The following is a 21231-nucleotide window of genomic DNA, read 5'->3' as shown; positions in this document are numbered from 1 at the left end:
GTTGACATATTGTCATTCAGTTTTCAATGTTCATCTCAATAAAATCAATCTTTTCAATCATATCTTTTCTGAGAAGAAATGTCAATGATTTCTTAAGATTACTTTATTTATTTTAAAGTGTTTTTATAATGTTTGCAAGGGTAATTTTTACACTCGCTTAACAATTAAATTAAATACTTTACAATCGCTTTTCAGCGACTTTTATATAATATCAATTTCATGTTTTTAAGTCAACATTTAAATTGAATTATTTTTTAATTTTGTGAACAGCTAATTCGTAGCTCACAAAGAAATATTCTAGCACGATTTCTAAATTTTGCAATAGAAAAATCACACAAAAACAAAATTTGTTTCTGTGTGATCAGTATACCTTTGGTTAAATTACATTGAGATACTATTTTTGAGTACTGGCTATAACTTTTCTGGCGATTGATGTATAAATTTCTCCTAAACGATCTTCAGGCTGATAAATAGATGGTGAAAAATCTTTAGGGTTCCACGTAGGTTGTTCAAGAGGCAACTCTCCAAATAGCTGTGTTTCTAATTCATCAGCAAGTTTAGTACCTCCACCTTTACCAAATACATATTCCTTATTACCAGTTTCTTTACTTTCGAAATAACTCATATTTTCGATTACACCTAAAATAGAGTGTTCTGTATGTTTAGCCATAGCTCCAGCTCTAGCTGCTACAAACGCTGCTGTAGGGTGCGGAGTAGTAACTATGATCTCTTTACTAGAAGGTAGCATTGAATGTACATCTAAGGCTACATCTCCAGTGCCAGGTGGTAAATCAAGTAAAAGATAATCTAAATCTCCCCATTGAACCTCTGTAAAGAAATTAGTAAGCATTTTTCCTAACATTGGACCTCTCCAAATAACAGGTGCGTTTTCCTCTACAAAGAAAGCCATTGAAATAACTTTAACGCCATGACGTTCAACCGGAATAATTTCTTTGCCATCTACTCCTGGTCTTTCATCAATCCCCATCATATCTGGAACGCTGAAACCATAAATATCAGCATCTACGAGTCCAACTTTTTTACCTTCTCTTGCCAAAGCTACAGCTAGATTAACAGCTACAGTTGATTTACCTACGCCACCTTTACCGGAAGCAATTGCAATAAATTCAACTGGATTATTTTGAGAAAGTAAACCTTCAATTGTTTTAGGTTTTTCTGTTCCTTTACCACGATACTTTTCTACTGTCTCCGGTGGTAATTCTTCAAAACGAATACCTACTGTATTAGCACCGTTTTCTTTTAGAGCTTTTACAATTGCCATTTGTAAATCTAATTGTGGTTGTCCCCCTAATTGAGCCATTGCAACTTTAACACTAACGTGCTCAATATCTTCTTTGATGGTAACGTTAACTATACCATCAGTTTCTTTCAAAGGTACATCAATAATTGGGTCTTTTAATGCACCTACTATTTCTTCAACTTGATTTACCGTTAACAAAGTAAATCCCCCTTAAATATAATAATTTATCTACATAATAACAAAAGTTATTCGATTACGTAGTTTATCTTTTTTATTATAAGTCTTTTTTTATTATAAAAAAAGAAGTTAGCCCATAATAATAGGCTAACTTCATATATAATTTAGACTTCTCTCATATTTTGAGATTTTCTATTAGGTTCTTTAATAAATAACGCAAATAAGAATGCAACAACAACAAAACCTGTAACTAGAGCGAATGAAACATCAACTTCGGCAGCAACACTTTGTCTATGTAATAATTCTTTACTAGCATGTGCAGACGAGGATGGCCCAATCCATTTCGAACCAATACTCATAAACGTTACCATTAATGCAGTTCCTAATGAACCAGCCATCACACGACCAAAGTTCATAATAGCAGTACCGTGTGAAATATCTTTATTGTCTAATGCATTAATACCAGTTGTATTAATAGGCATCATTAGTAGAGAAACAGCAAACATCCTAATCGCATAAATGACAATAAGATAAATATAAGATGTGTCTGCTTTTAAGAAACAAAGCAATAATGTGCAAATCGTTAATAAGCTAAAACCAGCATATATTAATGGTCTCGGTCCATATTTATCATAAAAACGTCCAGTAAATACTGACATTATTCCATTTATAATCGCACCAGGCATAATCACTAAACCTGATAACAACGCAGATAAACCTAAAGCGTTTTGTACATATAGAGGGATAAGTAGTGCAGGTCCAACCATAGATAACATAATAATCATTGATGTAATTGTACTGAAACAAAAGATTCTACCTTTAAATACATTGAGGTTAAGTAATGGGTTGGAAATCGTTAGTTGTCTTCTAACAAATATTGAGATAATAATAATACTTATGATTAACGATCCTATAACTATTGGATTAGAAAAACCTAAATTTCCAGCACTACTAAATGCATACAGCATAATACCAAAACCTATAGTCGAGTATACAACAGAGCGTTTATCTAATTTTGAATCCTTCGTTTCGTTATAACTAGAAATAGAAATTAAACCAAAGATAAAAGCAATTAAGGCGATACCGACTATAATAATAAATGGCACTCTCCAACTTGCATTATCAATGATTAAGCCTGTGAATGTAGGTCCAATAGCTGGAGCGAACTGTATGACTAAACCAGCTAGTCCCATAGCAAAGCCACGATGTTCTTTGGAGAATAAAGTGAAAAGTGTAAATTGCATTAAAGGCATCAACACACCGGCGCCTATTGCTTGAATAACTCTTGCTGTCATCAACACACCAAAATTAGGCGTAACCGCAGCTACAATTGACCCTAATAAAAATGTACCCATAGCTCCTAAATATAAAGGTCTAGTTTTAACTCTATCCATTAGGAAAGCTGTAAGTGGTATCATGACACCATTTACAAGCATAAATCCAGTAATTAGCCATTGGGAAGTGCTTTCATCAATTTTTAATTCTCGCATAATGTGAGGTAAAGCAGTGTTGAGTAAAGTTTGATTTAAAATTGCTACAAACGCACTCACTAACATCACTGCTACAATTAAATTCCGCTTCGTTTTGGGTAAATCGATACTAGACATGAACGTTTACTCCTTTATTATTTTTATAACAGTGTTATATTCAATCAAATTATAATTAGCAAAGCAAAATAAATGCTTAATTACTATTTCTTGTTATTCAAGTTTTCACTTTCAGGATAAAATATCTCCTTACAAATAAATAGAAATCCTATGATTAACATAATTACCCAAAATTGAATATTAATATATACATAGTGAATATGTACTATAAAATAAAACATCACTGTCGTTACTATATAAGAAATAAGATGAAATGTAATACCCTGAAAATAAGGATTGTTAGGCAATTTCTTCTTAAAGTAGTCCATTAAATGCTCAACAGCAAAAAGAGTAAAATATCCCAATACTATATAACTACCATAGTAAAACAAATTGTCATAAAATCCTTTATTGTAGCCAAAATAACCTAAATGAAAAAATATTAAAATCCTACTTAACCCATATAATCCAAAACCAAGAAATGTTAAGAATATCGCCCCGGATAATACAAAAATAGCGAGAACAATAAGTGTTACAGCTAAATTATAAAATTTATTTTTAAAGAATTTCATCACTCATTGTCCTCCCCTCTTTTTTAATACATATTTATAGTATCACGTATTCATCACCTTATAAAATTTAAAAACGCCTACTCTTATAGTAGACGTTTTTTGTATTTGAAAACCTTTTTAATTATTAAAATTTGAAGTTTTATTAGATTTATAAAATAAAATCCACATCATTGACAAGCAAATTGAAATGACGGCAATCAAACCTAATACATTGTGTAGATGAGTGCCGAATAAACCTGATTATAAAGTATACATATATCCCATAATTGTAGAACCTACAGATGAACCTAAGTTTTTAGTTAATGCATAAAATGACATCATCTTCTTCATATTTCTAGGAGAGCTTTCCTCTTGTACAATCACGCTATCTTTAGTGTATACATATCCAAAACTAAGTCCAGCAAAGATAACTGAAAATGCTATCAACAATGGCACTTTCATGCCAAATCAAATAATAACACTGCAAATTAAGAGAACTGTAAACGCACTAATATATAATGCTTTTCTAGTAAAGTTTGCTTCAATCTTCGCTAAATTAAAATTTAATATAATCCATGCAACTGATAGTGGTAAAATAACAAACCCACTTTGAAGAGGTGATAAACCTAATTGTTCTTGTAAATATACTGGTATATACAGGTTATATCCTATTAATGACATAGCTATAAATAAATCAGTAATGAAAGCAAGCATTATCGATCTATTAAACTCATTAGTCGGAAGAAATGGATTATTTTGTTTTTGTTCTATTTTAAACAAGCCAATCAATACTAATAAAGCCAAGATGATTGCAATAATATTGAGATATAAATGTTGTTGATTTAATAATCCAAACATAAGCAATGCTATAAATATATAAAAGATTGATAATCCTTTCACATCAAAGTGTGTTTGATTACCATGTTCTTCCTCTGGAAAATGAAATGTCATTAGTACTAATACAATAGCAATAATTGCTATAGGTATATTAATAAAGAACAGCCAGTGCCATGTCGCAAATTCTAAAATCGCACCACCGAGTATGGGTCCAATGATACTGGAAATTCCCCAAACACTACCTACAATTCCCATAATTTTATATCTTAAAGGAATTTCAAACGCTAGTTTAGGGACTATCTGAGATAAAGACATCATGACCCCTGCCCCAAAACCTTGAATCATTCTTGAGATAATTAAAAAAGTAAATGTTTCACTTAAGCCTGACATCAAACTACCAATTGCAAATAAAGAAACACCTGCAACGGCAATATATAATATCTTAAAACGAGATAACAGCTCACCTACAATAGGGTTAGCTATGACCAAAGCAATAAAATAAACAGTAAAAACTAAAGATACTAAATTACCTGCATGTAAATTTATCTTAATTGTTGGTAAGGCTAGAGATATAATAGATGTCTCAATTGCAGCCATAAACATGATTAGTATCAATGCGGTTACTGTTAATATCGACCTAAACTTCATTTATATTTACTCCTTTTGTTCTATCTATTTCGAACCCTTAAAATATTAATACGATGATGTTTAGTTCGCAATCATGCAATAGTATTAATTTTCTAGGTTAAAATAAAACGGCAGAGCCATTTAAACTCTACCGTAAACTTACTTTACATAAAATATAATATCCCTATCATGTGTAAAACCGATGCAATCACAATAAAAATATGCCATATCATATGAAAATAAGGTCTATTCTTTTGCGCGTAAAACCAGGCTCCTATTGTATAAGAAAGGCCACCCAGGAATATAAATAAAATAAATAACCAAGAGGTGCGCATGATAATCACTGGTATAAATATCACACCAACCCATCCCATCACTAGGTAAACAATAAGACTGAGCTTATGATTAACTTTCGTAGCAATGGATTTATATAATATTCCCCATAATGTAGTCCCCCATAAAAATAGGGTCACTACCCATCCTATCCATCCACCTACTATAGTAAGTAATACTGGCGTATAAGTACCTGAAATAGCTACGTAAATCATGCTATGATCGATAATACGTAAAATATACTTATGAGCTGTATAATTCTGCATAGAATGATAAATAGTTGAAGAAATAAACATCATAAAAATACTAATAATATAAATAGACACACTTACCGATTCCAATGTGCCACCATGATTGTAGCTATGAACAGCTGCATAAGGTAATACAAACAATGTTAATAATGCAGCCGCACCATGTGAGGCTGCATTACCTATTTCCTCGCCAAAAGATAAGGGAATGATGTCCTTAAATGATTCAACTACCGATGCTTTTTTATGCTTAGATGTATGAGACATCTATTCCACCACCTTTTATTTAAATCAAACTCATACGTTTTAAATCTTCTGTAGCAGTTTCCACACTATCTTTACCTACTTTATTTTTCAGTGGTGAAAACTCCTCTTCTCTAGGAACTTGTAATGTAACAAAACTTGTTCCATATTTGAAAATATCGAAATAAAACAATTCAAATTTTAATGTTGGTAGCTCTACAACGCCAAAGTCTTCATCTAGTTGTTTTAATTTTTTAATAGCTAAATGATATGGTAGTTCCCTATCTACTGCACTTTTAATATAGGCCAGTTTAAATGCATGGATACCAATATTAGCATTATCAAAATCATTGGCTACTTCGGGATCCAATTCTGAATACTCAAGAACTGTATCTTTACTATCAATGTTGACTAAACGTCCAACACTCTCTCCATGTTTAGGTTGAATTGTTTTAGATGTAACATCTTTATTATTACTTACAGTGTAACCAGCAAATAATGGATCTAAGACTTTCACAAGAACATTGTCAATATTATTTAAGAAGATATATTTTACATGATCCTTTTCCATTTTATCTAAGTATCCAGCCTCTTTAAGAGATTTAAATACTCCACCATTACCATTTGGTGTTTCCATAATATGACCATCTCTGTTAAGTACAAGTTTGCCGTCTTCACCTAAGGCTACAATATTTGCTTGTTTAAAGAAATGTACATGTTCTGGATCATAATCAAAATATTGATGTTTCTTAAAATACTCTATTGTTTCATTATGATTTATATCACTAGTCATTATATACCAATTAATTGTATGACCCGTTTGATTCTTTAAATTAATGAGTTGGCGAGCCTGTAACTCAAATAAACTTACACCCTCAATTTCAAAAGAACCTTTAGGCCCTTTATAACCTAATCGCGTTCCTTGACCGCCAGCCATAAGAAGTACCGCGAATTCACCATTTCTAATCGCTTCATAACCCTTTTGTTCATATGTATGCTTATCTTCATCAGAAAGTTGAGATTTCACTTCATACTTAACTTCTGATACCGATGATACATCATCTATTGATTTTCTATTAACATATAAATCATGATATAGTTTTTGAATTCCTTCTAAATCAAGCTCATCAACTTTATTTTCAAGTGCATCTTTTTCATTATTACTCATTAATTTTTCATATTCATACAAATGCTCTTGGTTATATTTCTCCAATTGGTTTTTATCTAACATGATTACTCTCCTTATGTATAAATGATTCAAAGAATTAATTTAGCCACTGTAACATAAATTCATTAAAAAAGGGTTGAAACAACGTGTATACTGTTCCAAAGCTAAAAGCTGTAGCTAAAGATAAATCAACTAATCCGCCTGTTTTAAAATGAAGCGGCGATACAACATTCAATGGTAAGGGATAGAATAATTTAACCCCTTTAGGTGTTAATATATCTAGTATAACATGTGAAGCTATTCCAATAACAATTGCAACCATATAATACATGGGTGTTTGAATTAAGTACAGTAAAAAACCAATGATAATGATGAAAGCAAGAGAGTGAGTAAATGTCCTATGGCCAAATAGAAGCCTAATAACAAAACTTAAAACTCTGAAACGTCTTCCAATTTTACTTTGGGTATGACATATGTCTGGCAATAGGCTTGCTAGAGTTGATAATACCAATATAGTGACTGAAGTAAATAAATCAGTATGAAAATATTGAGTTGTCAAAGCTCCTGTTAAAGCCCCACAGGAGGCATGTGTTTTACCTGTCATTTCTAGTTCTCCTTTTCAAAACATTTTAACACACAATTACATATAAAGCGAACATACTTTCGTATTAATATTTTATTAGTATGACATATTATATTCAAAAGTATCACATAAATCCTTGAAAACGATTTTAAAATAATTTATGATGAATATACAAATTATTTAAAGGATGTGTTTTTAATGGCAATGACAGTAAAGAAAAACGATAATGAAGTACGTATTCAATGGAGAGTAGCAGATATTAAAATACCTAATAATGAAATTAAAAATATCTCACAAGACCAAGATATCCATGCAGTACCTGAAAAAAATGGAAAAGAAATCTCTCGTATTGGTTCTACATTTGGAAAAACAAACCGCGTAATTATCGATACTGATGACCATGAATACATTATTTATACTCAAAATGATCAAAAAGTTTACAATGAACTGACTAAGTAATTAAAATATATATAATTAATAATCCATACAAAAGCCACCAACCATGTATCTATTACGGTTGGTGGCTCTCATTTTCGATATATGAAAATTGATAAGTATAAACAATCCTATTATATTGGAATCAATAATGATTATGGAGGTGAAGTTATTGTTCGTCGTAACAAATAGAATAACCGTGAAAAAAGGTTTTGCAGAAAAAATGGCACCTAGATTTACAAAAGGTGGTCAAATCCAATCCTTACAAGGTTTTAATGGTATTGAAGTTTGGCAAATTGATAGAGATGATTATAGTGAAGATATGTATGTAAATACATGGTGGAATACTGAAAAAGATTTTAAAAATTGGGTAAATAGTGATGCTTTTAAAGAAGCTCATAAAAATACTGGAAAATCCGAAGACTCTCCAGTAATTAAAAGTGAAATTGTTAAAGCAAATGTATTGTCGAAATTAGATAAATAATTTTTTAATAGAGGATTGCTTATTATAATAAAGTATATTAATAAGCAATCTTTTTAATGGATAAATAAATGCGCAAGTAATGCAATAATAGGAAGCGTGATTAAAGTACGTATTAAGAAAATCATAAATAGTTTACCTATGCTGACAGGAATTTTTGAACCTAAAATAACACCACCTACTTCTGACAAGTATATTAATTGGGATATACTTAATGCTCCAATAACAAAACGTGTTATGTCACTTTTGACCCCCTCAATTAATATAGATGGTAAAAACATATCGGCAAAACCTATGAGAATAGTTTGAGAAGCGTGTGAAGCTTCTGGAATTTGCAATAATTCTAGTAGTGGAACGAATGGTTTTCCAATAACTTCAAAAATAGGTGTATAATTCGCGATAATTGTTGCGATTGTTCCTATACTCATTACTACTGGTAAAATGACAAACCACATATCTACAACGGTTTTAAATCCAGAAATAAAGAACTTTTTGAATCCTGGAGCTTTTATACCAACCTCTGTCGCCATGTCATATCCATGTCTTAATGCCGTTTTTCCTTCTGGTAATTGCTCCGTTCTTGCATCCTCTGAAACATCTTTAGCATATTCATCTGGAATATTTTTTAAAGGCCAAATTCTTGGCATTATCATTGCTGCAATTAAACAAGAAACAATTACAGTGATATAAAAATAAAAGAATTGATCTTGCATTTTAATAGTTGAAGCAATAACTATAGCGAAAGTAATAGATACTACACTAAACGTAGTAGAAATGACTGTTGCTTCTCTTCTAGAATAATAGCCTTCCTCATACTGTCTATTTGTAATTAAGACGCCTACCGTTCCATCACCAATAAATGATGCTAGATTATCTACAGTTGATCGACCAGGTAGAGTAAATAGCGGTCTCATTACTGGTCTAAACACAGGTCCTAATAATTCTAATAGTCCGTATTCCATCAATAACGGTAAAAATAGTGCCGCAAATAAAAATACGGCCACAAGAGTTGGTAATAGACTATAAAAGACTAGCCCCCCCGTATCTTCTGAATAAATCATTTTAGGCCCTACCTTCAAATAAGTAAGCCATACAAATACAACTGATAATACTCTTAATATTAGCCAACCTAGTTTGACATTAAATGCATTATACATTAGGCCTTGTGGATTTAACTTGTGTTTATAAATTGTTGAGCACAAAAGAGTTAATACACCTGAAATTGTAATAATTAATACAATTAATATGGGCATAATATTCCCTAACAGATCTTTTAAACAATTTGCAAGAAATGCCACAGGTAATGTTGTTTGTTTTTGTCCATCTTGAACAACTGGTATAGGAATTAAAAATAATATGATACCTAGAATGGACATTGTTATAAATTTAATTCTACCTTTTATAATTTCGCTTTTAGTATATCCGTTCATTACTTTTCAATCCGTTTCTATCTATTTATATCAACTTGAAGTAATCAAGATTCATCTTCACAAATGTTTATATATACAAAAATATGAATAATTACGTATAAATACTATACGCTAATCTATCACTTTTCGCAATTAAAAATTTAAAAAAGGCCGATTTCAATAAACTATAAATTGAAATCGGCCATAGCATACCTAAGAGCGCTCAAATTCATATTTAATGAATAAATCATTTCATTCTACGTAGTAAGAATAAGAAATATGGTGCTCCAATAACTGCAATAACTACACCTACTGGAATATCAAGTGGCGGTTGAATTCCCCTAGCTAACCCATCACCAAGCGTTAATAGTATAGCGCCTATTAAACCTGACATGATAATGACATGTATATTTTTGTGTCCGACGAGTTGTCTTGCTATATGAGGTGCTATAAGTCCTAAGAAACTAATACCACCGACAACTGCAATAGAAGCTCCAGCTAACATTACAGCCAAGATGAGTAATATCATTTTTAAAAATCGAACACGTGCACCAAGAGCTGTAGCGACATTATCTCCCAAGTTTAAAATATCTAGCTGGTAACCGAGTAATAATACTACCGGTACAGTGATAATAAACCAAGGTAAGACACTATAGAAGTTAGAAATATTATGTCCATATAAACTACCAGTTAACCAAACTAATGCATTATTTGCATCCATAGGATTACGAATAAGTAAGAACTGTACGATAGCCGTACAAATTGCGCCAATGGCTAAACCTATAAGAGCAAGTTTCGATCCTTTTACATCAAATTTGGAAATAAGGAAGGACAATATTAAACTAATCACCAATGCTCCAACAAACGATCCTAAAGGTAATACAAATAAAGGTGCCGACGGAAATATCATAATAATAATCACCGCTGCTAGACTTGCTCCTTTAGTAATTCCAATAACATCCGGAGATGCAAGCGGATTTCTAATTACACCTTGAATAACAGCACCAGATATAGCTAAACTGCTACCTATTACTAATCCCAATAATGTTCGAGGTATACGATATTCATTTAAAATAAAGTCATCTTGTGTGAAAAAACCAACAATAGCGTGTATAGGGTCTATCATAACTGAACCTATACATAAACTAAATATTGTACTGACGACTAATAAAATAATCACGATTCCATAACGTATACTATTGCTACTCTTAATCATACGCGATTCACCCCTCTTACAGTAATGAATAAGAAGTAAAAGGCGCCGACAAATGAAGTCACTATACCAACTGGAGATTCAAATGGATAAGTGATTAAACGACATAGAACGTCAGATATTAACAATAAATCTGCACCAAAAATAAACGTGAGAGGTAGCATAATTAGATAATTTTTACTTACATAATGTTTAACTATATGAGGAACAATGAGGCCCACAAAACCGATGGGGCCTGCAATTGAAACAGACATCCCTGCTAATACTATCACTAGCAATCCAATAATCATTCTTACAATTTCAGTACGTTGACCAAGGCTTCTTGCAATGTCGTCTCCGAGTTCCATAATTGTAAGCTGTCTTCCCATAAAAATAGTTACAATTACAGCAATGACTATACAAGGTAAAATCATCATAATTTGATTCCATTTTATCCCAGCTAATGATCCTACTAACCAAAACATGACAGTATCATTAGAATCCTCATTTAAAAGAATGATTCCTTGGGTCATGCTACTAAAGAATAGATGTATCGCCATACCTGCTAAAGCAAGTTTCACTGGCGTAATTGATTTCGTAGATCCTGACAACGTATAAACAGTAAATCCACCAAAAAAGGCTCCAATAATTGCTAGGATAGTTGAATAAGAACCTAGGGATGGAATTAAAACTGTAATTAAAACAATGACGAAGGACGCTCCAGCATTTACACCAAATATTTGAGGTGAAGCAAGTGGATTTCTAGTTATTGCTTGCATAAGTAGACCGGCTATCCCCAATGCACCACCTATCACTAACCCTGCAAGCATTCGAGGCATGCGTACGTTATGAATTAAAAATGTTTGTTCTGATTCAATATGTCCAGTGAAGTAACTTAAAATATCATGAAATTGTATTTTTGAAGAACCAATCGCTAAATTCAAATAGATTGAAATAAAAAGAAAGCACACACCCACTATATAAGTGAGTGTAGTGCGCTTTCTCTTTTTTTGTTCAATAGCGGATTGACTATTTTTAATACCCATAGTCATTATTTTCCACCTTACTTATTATCTTTATTACTATCTTTCTTTGAAAGTTCTACAAGTTCTTTTGCCATCTCTTCAGAAGAAATTAAACCACGTGATCTAGCCCATAGGTCACGATCTAACACATCTACACGATTATGTTTAACAGCGTCTAATTTTTTCCATACAGCATCTTTTTCTAATTCTTTAAGAGAAGGCTCATTAGGACTTGCTTTATCAGTCATGATGAACATACGGCCTGGATTTACTTTAGATAATGTTTCAGTGTTCATTTGTAAGTAAGGTCCTTTAAGATACTTACTTAAACCTTTTGTCACATCATCAGTTAATGCTTCTTTGAATCCAAGTTGATTTAAGAATTGTCCTACATATGAATAACTAGGGTGTGCTAATAAACCTGATTTAGATGCAACTGCAGGTAACACTTTCTCATCTTTATTCATTGTAATTTCTTTTTTATATTTTTCAATCTTTTCATCATGTTCTTTTAGACGTTTTTTACCTTCATCTTCTTTACCTAATGCTTTAGAAATTGTTTTGAAGGCATCAATGTTTTGATTATAGTTTCCATCAAAACTCTTAAGTTCAATTGTTGGAGCAATTTTACTTAAATCTTTATAAATTCCTTTATGTCTATTACTATCTGCAATAATTAAGTCTGGTTTTAGTTTACTAATTTCCTCTAAGTTAGGTTGTTTACGTGCACCTACAGACGTATAGTTACCAATTTTATCTCTTAATGGTTTGATGATACGTTCCTTTTTCTTATCATCTGCTATACCTACAGGTTTTACATCAAGTGAAGCTAATGCATCTACGAATGAATATTCAAGTACAACGACACGTTTAGGGTGCTTAGGTACTTTAGTTTTTCCTTCTTCGTGTTTAATTTCTACACCATCTTTAGATGCAGATTTATTACTTGAATTATTAGAACCATTACTTCCACAGGCCGCAACAAGAACTAATACTAGCATTAAGCCAACAGCACTAAAAAATTTTAGACCTCTCATTGTTCCACTCCTTAATATGTATATGCTTACATATACAGTTTATTGATAACGATTCTCATTGTCAATATCATTTTGTATTGTTTTATGAATATATTTTACTCAAATATAATTTAATTCATAAGTCAGACTAACTACTATGAAAGATAAATCTGAATATCACTTTATATTTGCCTTATATACAATTTAGAGAACAATAACTAACTAAAATAAATAAAACTGCTCTTTTAAATAGAAAATTAAAGAGCAGTTTAAAGTGAAATATAATTTAATGAATAAAATTGAGTCTTCATTACGTATTGGCAAATATGGTTGTGTTAAAATTTTCAATCAAAGTTTGAATCTTTGAATCGTCGTAATATGATTTAGTTAAATTTTTCATATACATACTCTGTGACAAAGCTTCATAATTTAAACTAAATTGAATTCTATCCCCAATTTGATAGTGATCTTGATTATTCAAATCAATCATTAAATGATCGCTTGAGGCGCCAACCATTTTCAGATCATTGGCGATAGGCTTGATACCATCTGTAAATGTATCTAAATAACCTATATCCACTATTGCTTGTAAATAGGATTGGTGTGTCACTTGATTAATACGTGGTTTAATTTCAATAATTTCCGCTTCAAGTACAATCGCATCTTGATAGAGACTTGCAATAGGTTCATTCGTGGTAGTATCTATTCCTCTAAAGAGTGCTTCTCCTATTCTTAATTCATTAATCTTGCCAAGATCATTGTACATTGTTTGAGGTAACATGCTTGAGTTACCTCCTGAAATAATTTTAAACTTGTAACCTATTTCCTTTTCAACGGCACTAATGAACTTATTAATCATAAAGACATCATTTTCTTCTGGAGCTTTGGATTTAAAGCACATAAAATTAAATGCTAATCCTACTAGTTGTATATGACTCATACTCATAATTTCTTTAATATAATCTAATACATCATAAGTTAAGACACCTTCACGGCCGTCTTTCCAATCTACCATTAACATGATTTGATGCTTTACATTCATTCTTTTTGCAATTACATTCAATTGTTTAATCGTATCAAGTTCTGTTTGAATACTCAGTTTTACAGTAGAAACCATAGTTTCAAATTCTGTCGTGGGGCGTAATAGTGTAAAGGTGATATTTAAATCTCTTAGTCTTTCAATATTATCAATTCTTGATTCAGCAAAGTGTGTAATTCCAAGAGATTTTATTGTAGAAACGATGCGTTCCTCTCCGGCAACACATTTTACTACAGGGGTAAAGTGAATCTGTCTACGTTCAAGTAATGTCTGAAGTACTTTGGCATTGTATTGTATTTTTGATAAGTTAACTTTGATTCTAGCCATGTACTACACCTCTTTTTTAATAGGATTTTCTAATTCAGTGTTTAAATATTTTTTAACTTTATTTTCCATCCTCATACTTAATAACGCTTTAACTGTTATTGTCGGACCAAATAATACTTTCCTCAAAATGTCGGCATGGGATTTATCATCATCAATCGCTAGATCAATCTCTTCACGAACGATATCAAATAACTCTTTTTCTTTAACATCTTCATATTGATTAAAGTGATGAATCAACTCTGCTAATTGATTTTGTACAACAGCATGTTGAAACTTCGCAATAACTTCCTCAATGGATTGAGCTAATAAACTTTCATTCGTTACTTCAATATTTGTTACCTTCTGTTGTAAAGTATCTAAATCTATACGTGAACCACCTAAATCACGTACTAAGAATTTCATTTGATAGTTAGGACCTAGATTGACAATCGTATTTTGCATATGTGCTTCTAATGCAATTCCATAATCTTGAATGTATGCAATGAGTGGTTGGACTAATGTTTGTGTGTAAGTTGCAATAAAATGTTTAATGTGGTCAATTGTTATTTCAGTTTCAAGCCATTCTAAATAGCTATCTACAATCGCTTTACGATCAATTGGATTAGGATTAACTAAACTTGCTGTGACCACTGTTGAGCCATTTTCAAAGATAACGGGTTTCTGACGAATAATGCATGCAAGTTGTCTTGCCAAATCAGAATCCACGTCGGCATATGCACCAAAGGGTTCCATCGCCACTTGGAGTCCTGGATATTGATCAAGAAGTCCTTGTAATGCATAACTTAATTTAGGTCCATCTACCGTAGTAACCGTAGAAACAGTTCTTACTGCACTAGTTGCTTGAACATTCACAGGAAGTTTAACGTGATAAGGTTTATGAATTAAATCCATCGTTCTAAATGATAACGTTGCTTTAGATTCTACTGTGAATGGTGTTGGTATTAGTATTTTACTAGCAATCCACTGACTAAATTTTCCGCCTATAGTGTGATCGTATTGCCAAGGATGAACAATCATGACTCTATAATCCTCTATATTTAAATTTAAAGGCTCCAAAAATGAATTGAGTTGATGACGATATTCCGGAATGACACGATTTAAAATATATTGGTCATCGTCTTCCATTGACGTAGTGACAATGTGATTCTTTTCAATAAGCATAATTTTTAGAGGAATAACCTTTTCAAACTCTGGAGCATACGCTTTCAACTCGCTTTTATTTAACGGAAGTTTTGTTTTAGTTAAAGGATGGGTAGGATGTCCTTCAACAATCAAACTCTCCGAATAACTTAAATCATCTATAATGCCACTATCTTGTAAATGTTGTAGCCAGGATATAAAGTTTAATGATTCAGGCAATCTTGAAAATTTCATACTTTGATGTATGAGTGATTGTCTGTTGTTAAAATGTTTATATGTTTCAATAAAACTGTCTCTACTATGAATCAATTCTTCATTCAAACGTTCTGAAATTTCAATATTAAAATCCTGTGTTAATGTTTCGAGCAGATCTTCTAAGCTTTCAATAGGTTGTGACTTTTGACCACAACCATACATAATATCGCCTTTAAACACATATCTTTCCATAGCACTTTTACGTTTTACTTGAACAGTTAATCTTTTGCCTTGGTACTGAATTTCCACCACACTATCATCTTTCGTTATTTTCATGCCCTCTGGTGAAATACGTTCCTTAATTATTGCGTTCATGATACGGTATTGTATATTTTTATCTGCTAACAGCCATTCATTACGCTCCATTATTACTTTCCTCCAACTTCGTCATACGCTGTATTAGGTAAAATATTACTGAAATGGCTACGGTAGTTATACCCATGATCATGAATGTCGTCAGTATTCCGAATACATCTGCAAAGAAACTCATAACTAAACTACCGAGAGGTATCATACCACGGTCCATCATAATAATACTTAATACCTTCCCTCTCTCATAGTCTTTAACACTATGTTGAAAATAAACTCTATTCGTTGTTCTTGCCCATTGGCTAAATAGTCCAATTAAAGTGATACAAATGAACATAATAACCAAATTATGTATAACGACGCCTAGTAAAGCTAACCCAAATAGCAAAGAACTTAAATAATACATTTTAACTGCGCTTAGATGATTTAAAATGGTAGGTAAAATAATTGTTGCTACGATACCACCAATAGCACAGAAGGTCATCGCTATACCAAATACTTCTGATTTTCCTGGAAAAATATGATTCGTAAGTACGGGTAATACTGTTGTATAAGAGAATCCTGTAGCCATGATTAATAGAGAAGTAACAAATATCTTACTCCCCTCTAGATTACGTTTGAAATAATTCATAACTATCTTTAATGAGAATTCTTTATTTTCGAGTTGATTTGAAACAACTTCAAAGTGAAGAGGCAGACTAAAAAGTACAGCAACTAAATAACATATCGCTTGTGCTAAGAAAGTTGAAGGCGCATGATAAGCTGCTAGAATGACTCCAGCGATTGCGGGACCTATCGAACGACAGATGTTAATGATAAACGAATGAAACGATACTGCCTGTGTTGTAGAAATTTTATCTGATAAATCAGGTAACACCGCTTGTCTTACTGGTGTTTCTACTGCACTTAGAATACCTCTTAACGATGCATAAATGAGTATTACAGCGATTGGGATAGAATCAATAGTAAATGTCAAAACACATAATACCGCAGTGACTATAAATGAAGAGTAAATCGTTATTCTAAGTAAATTTCCTTTATCATATTTATCAGCAATTGAGCCTGCCCATACACTTAGCAATAAAATTGGTACGAGTCGGCAAAAATTAACTAATCCCAGATAAACTGCGTTATGATATGTAGTAAGTACAAACCAGTTTAATCCTATTTGCCCAATCCAATTCCCCAAAAACAGAAGAAAAGAACTGGAAAAGAAAAATTTTGCCATTTAATTTCCACCTGTCTTTTTTATTGATAATAATTATCATTATCATTAATATGGATTATACAAATCTTATTTATTTTTGTAAAATATTTTTTTAGAGGTGAATTATGAATTTCAATCAATTTATTAACAAACAAGACATTGAGATGACCCAAGATGAGCAAAATGTTTTTCAGTTTTTACAACAATATGATGAACAATGGGCATCTATTTTCCAAGATAAATTATTAACTGGTCGAGATAAAGTAACAAAGCGTTTAGTTACTTCTATACATAGAGAGAATTTAGTTCATGGTAATGATCATAGTCAGTTACTTAATAGACGTAAATTTGCTGGTTATGACACTCATGTAACTGACATTTTAGAAATTCATTTTCCTAAATCAAAGCTATACTTATACGCACCAGTAACTGGTCAGCATGCATTTAATCGTATAGATGTTGAAGGCCCCTTTTATTATAAACGTGAACAATATCAAGATGAATTTAAGCGTATTTTACATCCTAATGACATATTAGACTGGATTCTTACTGAATCACCAGAGTTGGACAATGAAGCGAGCCAACAATTCAGAGATGACCAAACGAACAGTGCAGCCAATATGACATTTGCGCTGAGCTATCAATATTTTAAAATGAAGGATGATCGAGCACCTCTATACGATATTATTAAAAATCATCAAGATAGTTATCTAAGGTCTGAGCAAGCCGTAGTAGAAGGCCACCCTCTTCATCCGGGAGCAAAACTGCGTAAAGGTATGGATGCGTTTGAAACATTTAGATACTCTTCTGAATTTACTCAGCCCATCGAATTAAAAATTGTATTATTGCATCATTCAGTGGCTCGTATTCAAGCTTTAGATGCAAATTACAATGATACGATGAAACATATGTTTCCTGATATATACTCACACTTAGAAAAAGAATTTAGCGGACAAGTCAATTTAGACGACTATCAATTGATGATTATGCATCCATGGCAATACGACCATGTCCTACATCAAGATTACATGGAAGAACTTGATCAACGACTTATGATTGTGAGTGAATATTCTATCCCATATTATGCTGGTTTATCATTTAGAACGTTGGTTCCTGAATTACCTAATAAAGCGCCACATATTAAATTATCAACAAATGTACATATTACTGGCGAAATTCGTACACTTTCAGAACAAACAACTCATAATGGACCTTTAGTTACACACATCTTAAACGATATCTTGACTAAAGATTCAACATTTAAACAGTATGCTTCTACTGTAATTGATGAAGTGGCAGGAATTCATTTTTATAATTCTAATGATAGTGATGAGATACAAACGGATCGTAGTGAACAACTAGGTACGTTATTTAGAAATAATTTCTATCATTCTATAACGAATGATGTGGTACCTGTCATTCCATCAAGTTTAGTTGCAACGTATCCTTACAACTCTGAAACGCCTATTCAAACATTAATTCAAACATATCAAGTTTCTAAGGGATTTCAGTCATTTGAAGAAGCAGCTAAAACTTGGATGAATGAATATAGTAAAGCGTTACTAGGTTTAGTCATTCCTTTATATTCTAAATATGGTATTGCTTTAGAGGCACACCTACAGAATTCTGTTGCAACCTTTAACGAAGACGGTTCACTTAATAAACTATATATTAGAGATTTCGAAGGTTTACGTATTGATACTGAGCGCTTAAATCAATCGGGTTATGAGACGAACCATTTTCATGAGAAATCTAGAATTTTAACAAATTCTAAGACTTCCGTTTTTAATAAAGCATTTTATTCTACAGTTCAGAATCACTTAGGAGAGCTTGTGCTTACAATAGCTAAGTCATCTCATTCTTCTTCACTTGAAAATGAAATCTGGAAGGATATGGCACTCATATTAAAGGATATTTTAAGTAATATCACAGAATTATCTGAAGGTCGTCGTAGTAAAATCGAAGAAGTTATCTTTGCCCCAACAATTGATTATAAATGCGTGACGACTATGCGATTAGAAGATCAAGCACATGAATATACGTATATTAAAGTAAACAATCCACTTCACTAATTAAAATATTAATGTAATTGTAGCTTATAATAAGCAGTCTATGTTTAAGAAAGTCATCTTTTACGCAGACTGCTTATTTTTTGAGGAAAATTAATTATTAATAAACAAAAAGCCTATAAATGGTGTGAGAACACTTTCCATTTATAGGCTAATATCATATAAGTTTCAACTTAAATGATTTATCAAATTGCAATTATGAATTATTGTAAACCTTGTCTATCACTGTGGTTGTTGTCTTTGTTGTCTTTTTCATTTTTTTGTTGCCATTCTTTTTTAGTCATTACATCGTCAACTTGCATGTTCACTTCAACAACTTCTAAGCCAGTGATGTATTTCACTTGTTCTTTAACTAAGTCAGTTACTTTACGGAAGATTTTTGGTGCTGATTCACCATATTCTAAAATAACTTTTAAGTCGATAGCAGCTTGTTTTTCGCCAACTTCAACTGACACGCCAGTAGTCACGTTATTACCACTTGAGAATGCATTAGTGAAGTTGTCAGTGAATCCGCCTTTCATATCTAAGATACCTTTAACTTCACGAGCAGCAATACCAGCAATTTTTTCAACTACTTCATCAGAGAAAGTTAATTTGTTTTCGAATTGTGGTTGTTGATTTTCTTGAACTTCTTTTTGTTGTTCTTGTCTTTCTTTTTCATTTACACCAGTTTGGTTATCGTATGCTTGTTTTGCTTTGTTATTATCTACTGCCATAGTAAATTCTCCTTTACTTTCAAAATTTAGTTATTATTAATAATTAGATTTAATTAATTCCTTTAGAACTGGACTAGCTCCATCTATTGAGGAAATTCATAAAGTCTTGCGTACGGTCTTTAATATACCCGATACCAATTCCAATTAAACACAAGACAATGATTAAAATTGTTTTCCAAAATCCAAGAGTTAGGAATAATATAGCTATAAGTAAAAATGCTAAAAATCCAATAATACGCCACTTAAATGCTTTAAATATATTGATTAATTGTTGTGTAGAGTCTTGTCCGTTTTGATTATTATTTTCAGCCATGATATCCCTCCCTTACAACACACGTGGACCAGACGTTTTCTGGTCACGAACATTAACTTCTAATTTTCGTACTGGAATTTCTGTGAAATGTTCAACATTTTTCTTAATGTCAGAGCGAATACTTTCAGTTAATGATTTCACTTGAACATCATTTGGTACGAAGAAATCTGCTTTAATGTCGATAAATGATTTCTTTTTCTTACTATAAAGCTTACTTACTACATTAGGTTGTCTTACTTGATCATATTTAGTTAATGTATCGTACGCAGATTTTTCAACTGCTTTTCTTGATACATAAATATGACCATCATCAAAAGTTTTATAAAGTCCAGGTTTACGATACGTAGGTTTGAATATGCTTAATACTAATATGAGTCCAATCAATATTAGTAATCCCGCAAGTCCAATTAATAGTGGTTGGAACCAATTGAAATGAAGGAAGTAGTCTTGATAGCTTTTAATACGACTATCCTTTATGTACATAAACAATAGGAACCCAACAATTGCGACTATTAAAAGGCCGAGGATGAAATTTTTTAGTCTTTTCACCTCGCACGGCACCTCCTTATGTCATTGTTGAATTTGTTTACATTTTAAATGAGTACCCTATAAATATTTTTTTGAAACATAAATAAAACAATTTTTTATTCTATTTTTAAAAATATTTAAAGAAGCACTACTTAT

19 protein-coding genes and 1 pseudogene are annotated in these 21231 nt (G+C 31.9%); 3 read left to right on the top strand and 17 right to left on the bottom strand.

What is annotated here, in order from left to right:
- Positions 1-394 precede the first annotated feature (394 nt).
- The 7 genes and pseudogenes from HMPREF2706_RS06665 to HMPREF2706_RS06635 all read right to left on the bottom strand — a co-directional run bounded on the left by HMPREF2706_RS06665 (position 395) and on the right by HMPREF2706_RS06635 (position 7635).
- Positions 395-1459, bottom strand: a complete 1065-nt coding sequence (locus HMPREF2706_RS06665) for an Mrp/NBP35 family ATP-binding protein (protein ID WP_002432308.1) — start codon at positions 1457-1459, stop codon at positions 395-397.
- A 143-nt stretch (positions 1460-1602) separates the two neighbouring features.
- Positions 1603-3045, bottom strand: coding sequence for an MDR family MFS transporter (locus HMPREF2706_RS06660; RefSeq protein WP_070862277.1), 1443 nt, complete (start codon positions 3043-3045; stop codon positions 1603-1605).
- A gap of 83 nt (positions 3046-3128) precedes the next feature.
- Positions 3129-3596 (bottom strand): SepA family multidrug efflux transporter, encoded by a 468-nt coding sequence (locus HMPREF2706_RS06655; RefSeq protein ID WP_002432814.1) that lies wholly within the window; start codon positions 3594-3596, stop codon positions 3129-3131.
- 117 nt (positions 3597-3713) lie between these two features.
- Positions 3714-5060, bottom strand: a pseudogene (gene sdrM, locus HMPREF2706_RS06650) (multidrug efflux MFS transporter SdrM).
- Between the two features lie 143 nt (positions 5061-5203).
- Entirely contained in the window at positions 5204-5887 is a 684-nt protein-coding gene (locus HMPREF2706_RS06645) for a PAQR family membrane homeostasis protein TrhA (protein WP_002432569.1), read from the bottom strand.
- Between the two features lie 19 nt (positions 5888-5906).
- The gene (locus HMPREF2706_RS06640) at positions 5907-7094 is read right to left on the bottom strand and encodes a UTP--glucose-1-phosphate uridylyltransferase (RefSeq protein ID WP_023351325.1); all 1188 of its coding nucleotides are present in this window, start codon (positions 7092-7094) and stop codon (positions 5907-5909) included.
- Between the two features lie 34 nt (positions 7095-7128).
- Positions 7129-7635 carry a metal-dependent hydrolase gene (locus HMPREF2706_RS06635; protein ID WP_002432512.1) on the bottom strand — a complete coding sequence of 169 codons (507 nt, stop codon included), beginning with the start codon at positions 7633-7635 and terminating at the stop codon, positions 7129-7131.
- A 177-nt stretch (positions 7636-7812) separates the two neighbouring features.
- Here HMPREF2706_RS06635 and HMPREF2706_RS06630 point away from each other — a divergent pair, with 177 nt between their 5' ends.
- Complete coding sequence (locus HMPREF2706_RS06630) at positions 7813-8073, top strand: SunI/YnzG family protein (RefSeq protein ID WP_002432344.1); 261 nt, start codon at positions 7813-7815, stop codon at positions 8071-8073.
- 148 nt (positions 8074-8221) lie between these two features.
- Positions 8222-8533, top strand: coding sequence for a heme oxygenase (locus HMPREF2706_RS06625; protein ID WP_002453758.1), 312 nt, complete (start codon positions 8222-8224; stop codon positions 8531-8533).
- Positions 8534-8586: 53 nt separating this feature from the next.
- On the opposite strand, the gene HMPREF2706_RS06620 is transcribed toward HMPREF2706_RS06625, so the two are convergent.
- From HMPREF2706_RS06620 to HMPREF2706_RS06590, 7 genes are all read right to left on the bottom strand, one after another.
- A complete protein-coding gene (locus HMPREF2706_RS06620) occupies positions 8587-9960 on the bottom strand; it encodes a YjiH family protein (RefSeq protein WP_070862276.1) in 1374 nt (457 codons plus the stop codon).
- 226 nt (positions 9961-10186) lie between these two features.
- Positions 10187-11155 carry a FecCD family ABC transporter permease gene (locus tag HMPREF2706_RS06615; RefSeq protein WP_023351324.1) on the bottom strand — a complete coding sequence of 323 codons (969 nt, stop codon included), beginning with the start codon at positions 11153-11155 and terminating at the stop codon, positions 10187-10189.
- Entirely contained in the window at positions 11152-12183 is a 1032-nt protein-coding gene (locus HMPREF2706_RS06610) for a FecCD family ABC transporter permease (RefSeq protein ID WP_070862275.1), read from the bottom strand. The genes HMPREF2706_RS06615 and HMPREF2706_RS06610 overlap by 4 nt, the downstream gene beginning before the upstream one ends.
- An 11-nt stretch (positions 12184-12194) precedes the next feature.
- Complete coding sequence (locus HMPREF2706_RS06605; RefSeq protein WP_047796549.1) at positions 12195-13193, bottom strand: ABC transporter substrate-binding protein; 999 nt, start codon at positions 13191-13193, stop codon at positions 12195-12197.
- Between the two features lie 289 nt (positions 13194-13482).
- A complete protein-coding gene (locus HMPREF2706_RS06600) occupies positions 13483-14538 on the bottom strand; it encodes an alanine/ornithine racemase family PLP-dependent enzyme (RefSeq protein ID WP_070862274.1) in 1056 nt (351 codons plus the stop codon).
- Between the two features lie 3 nt (positions 14539-14541).
- Complete coding sequence (locus tag HMPREF2706_RS06595; RefSeq protein WP_049428200.1) at positions 14542-16299, bottom strand: IucA/IucC family protein; 1758 nt, start codon at positions 16297-16299, stop codon at positions 14542-14544.
- Entirely contained in the window at positions 16289-17470 is a 1182-nt protein-coding gene (locus HMPREF2706_RS06590; RefSeq protein ID WP_070597538.1) for an MFS transporter, read from the bottom strand. The genes HMPREF2706_RS06595 and HMPREF2706_RS06590 overlap by 11 nt, the downstream gene beginning before the upstream one ends.
- 104 nt (positions 17471-17574) lie before the next feature.
- On the opposite strand from HMPREF2706_RS06590, the gene HMPREF2706_RS06585 reads away from it, so the two are divergent.
- Positions 17575-19521 carry an IucA/IucC family protein gene (locus HMPREF2706_RS06585; RefSeq protein WP_070597536.1) on the top strand — a complete coding sequence of 649 codons (1947 nt, stop codon included), beginning with the start codon at positions 17575-17577 and terminating at the stop codon, positions 19519-19521.
- 200 nt (positions 19522-19721) lie between these two features.
- On the opposite strand, the gene HMPREF2706_RS06580 is transcribed toward HMPREF2706_RS06585, so the two are convergent.
- The 3 genes from HMPREF2706_RS06580 to amaP form a co-directional block, all read right to left on the bottom strand.
- On the bottom strand, positions 19722-20234 hold the full coding sequence (locus HMPREF2706_RS06580) for an Asp23/Gls24 family envelope stress response protein (protein WP_002432778.1): 513 nt from the start codon (positions 20232-20234) through the stop codon (positions 19722-19724).
- 73 nt (positions 20235-20307) lie between these two features.
- Positions 20308-20547: a DUF2273 domain-containing protein gene (locus HMPREF2706_RS06575; RefSeq protein WP_002432747.1), complete on the bottom strand. Its 240-nt coding sequence runs from the start codon at positions 20545-20547 to the stop codon at positions 20308-20310.
- A 12-nt stretch (positions 20548-20559) separates the two neighbouring features.
- Positions 20560-21096, bottom strand: a complete 537-nt coding sequence (gene amaP, locus HMPREF2706_RS06570) for an alkaline shock response membrane anchor protein AmaP (protein ID WP_002432799.1) — start codon at positions 21094-21096, stop codon at positions 20560-20562.
- Between the last annotated feature and the right edge of the window lie 135 nt (positions 21097-21231).

This window comes from Staphylococcus sp. HMSC067F07 (assembly GCF_001837405.1).
GTDB lineage: Bacteria > Bacillota > Bacilli > Staphylococcales > Staphylococcaceae > Staphylococcus > Staphylococcus capitis.
Note: the sequence above shows the minus strand (reverse complement) of the source record. Positions and strands in the feature narration are given on the sequence as shown.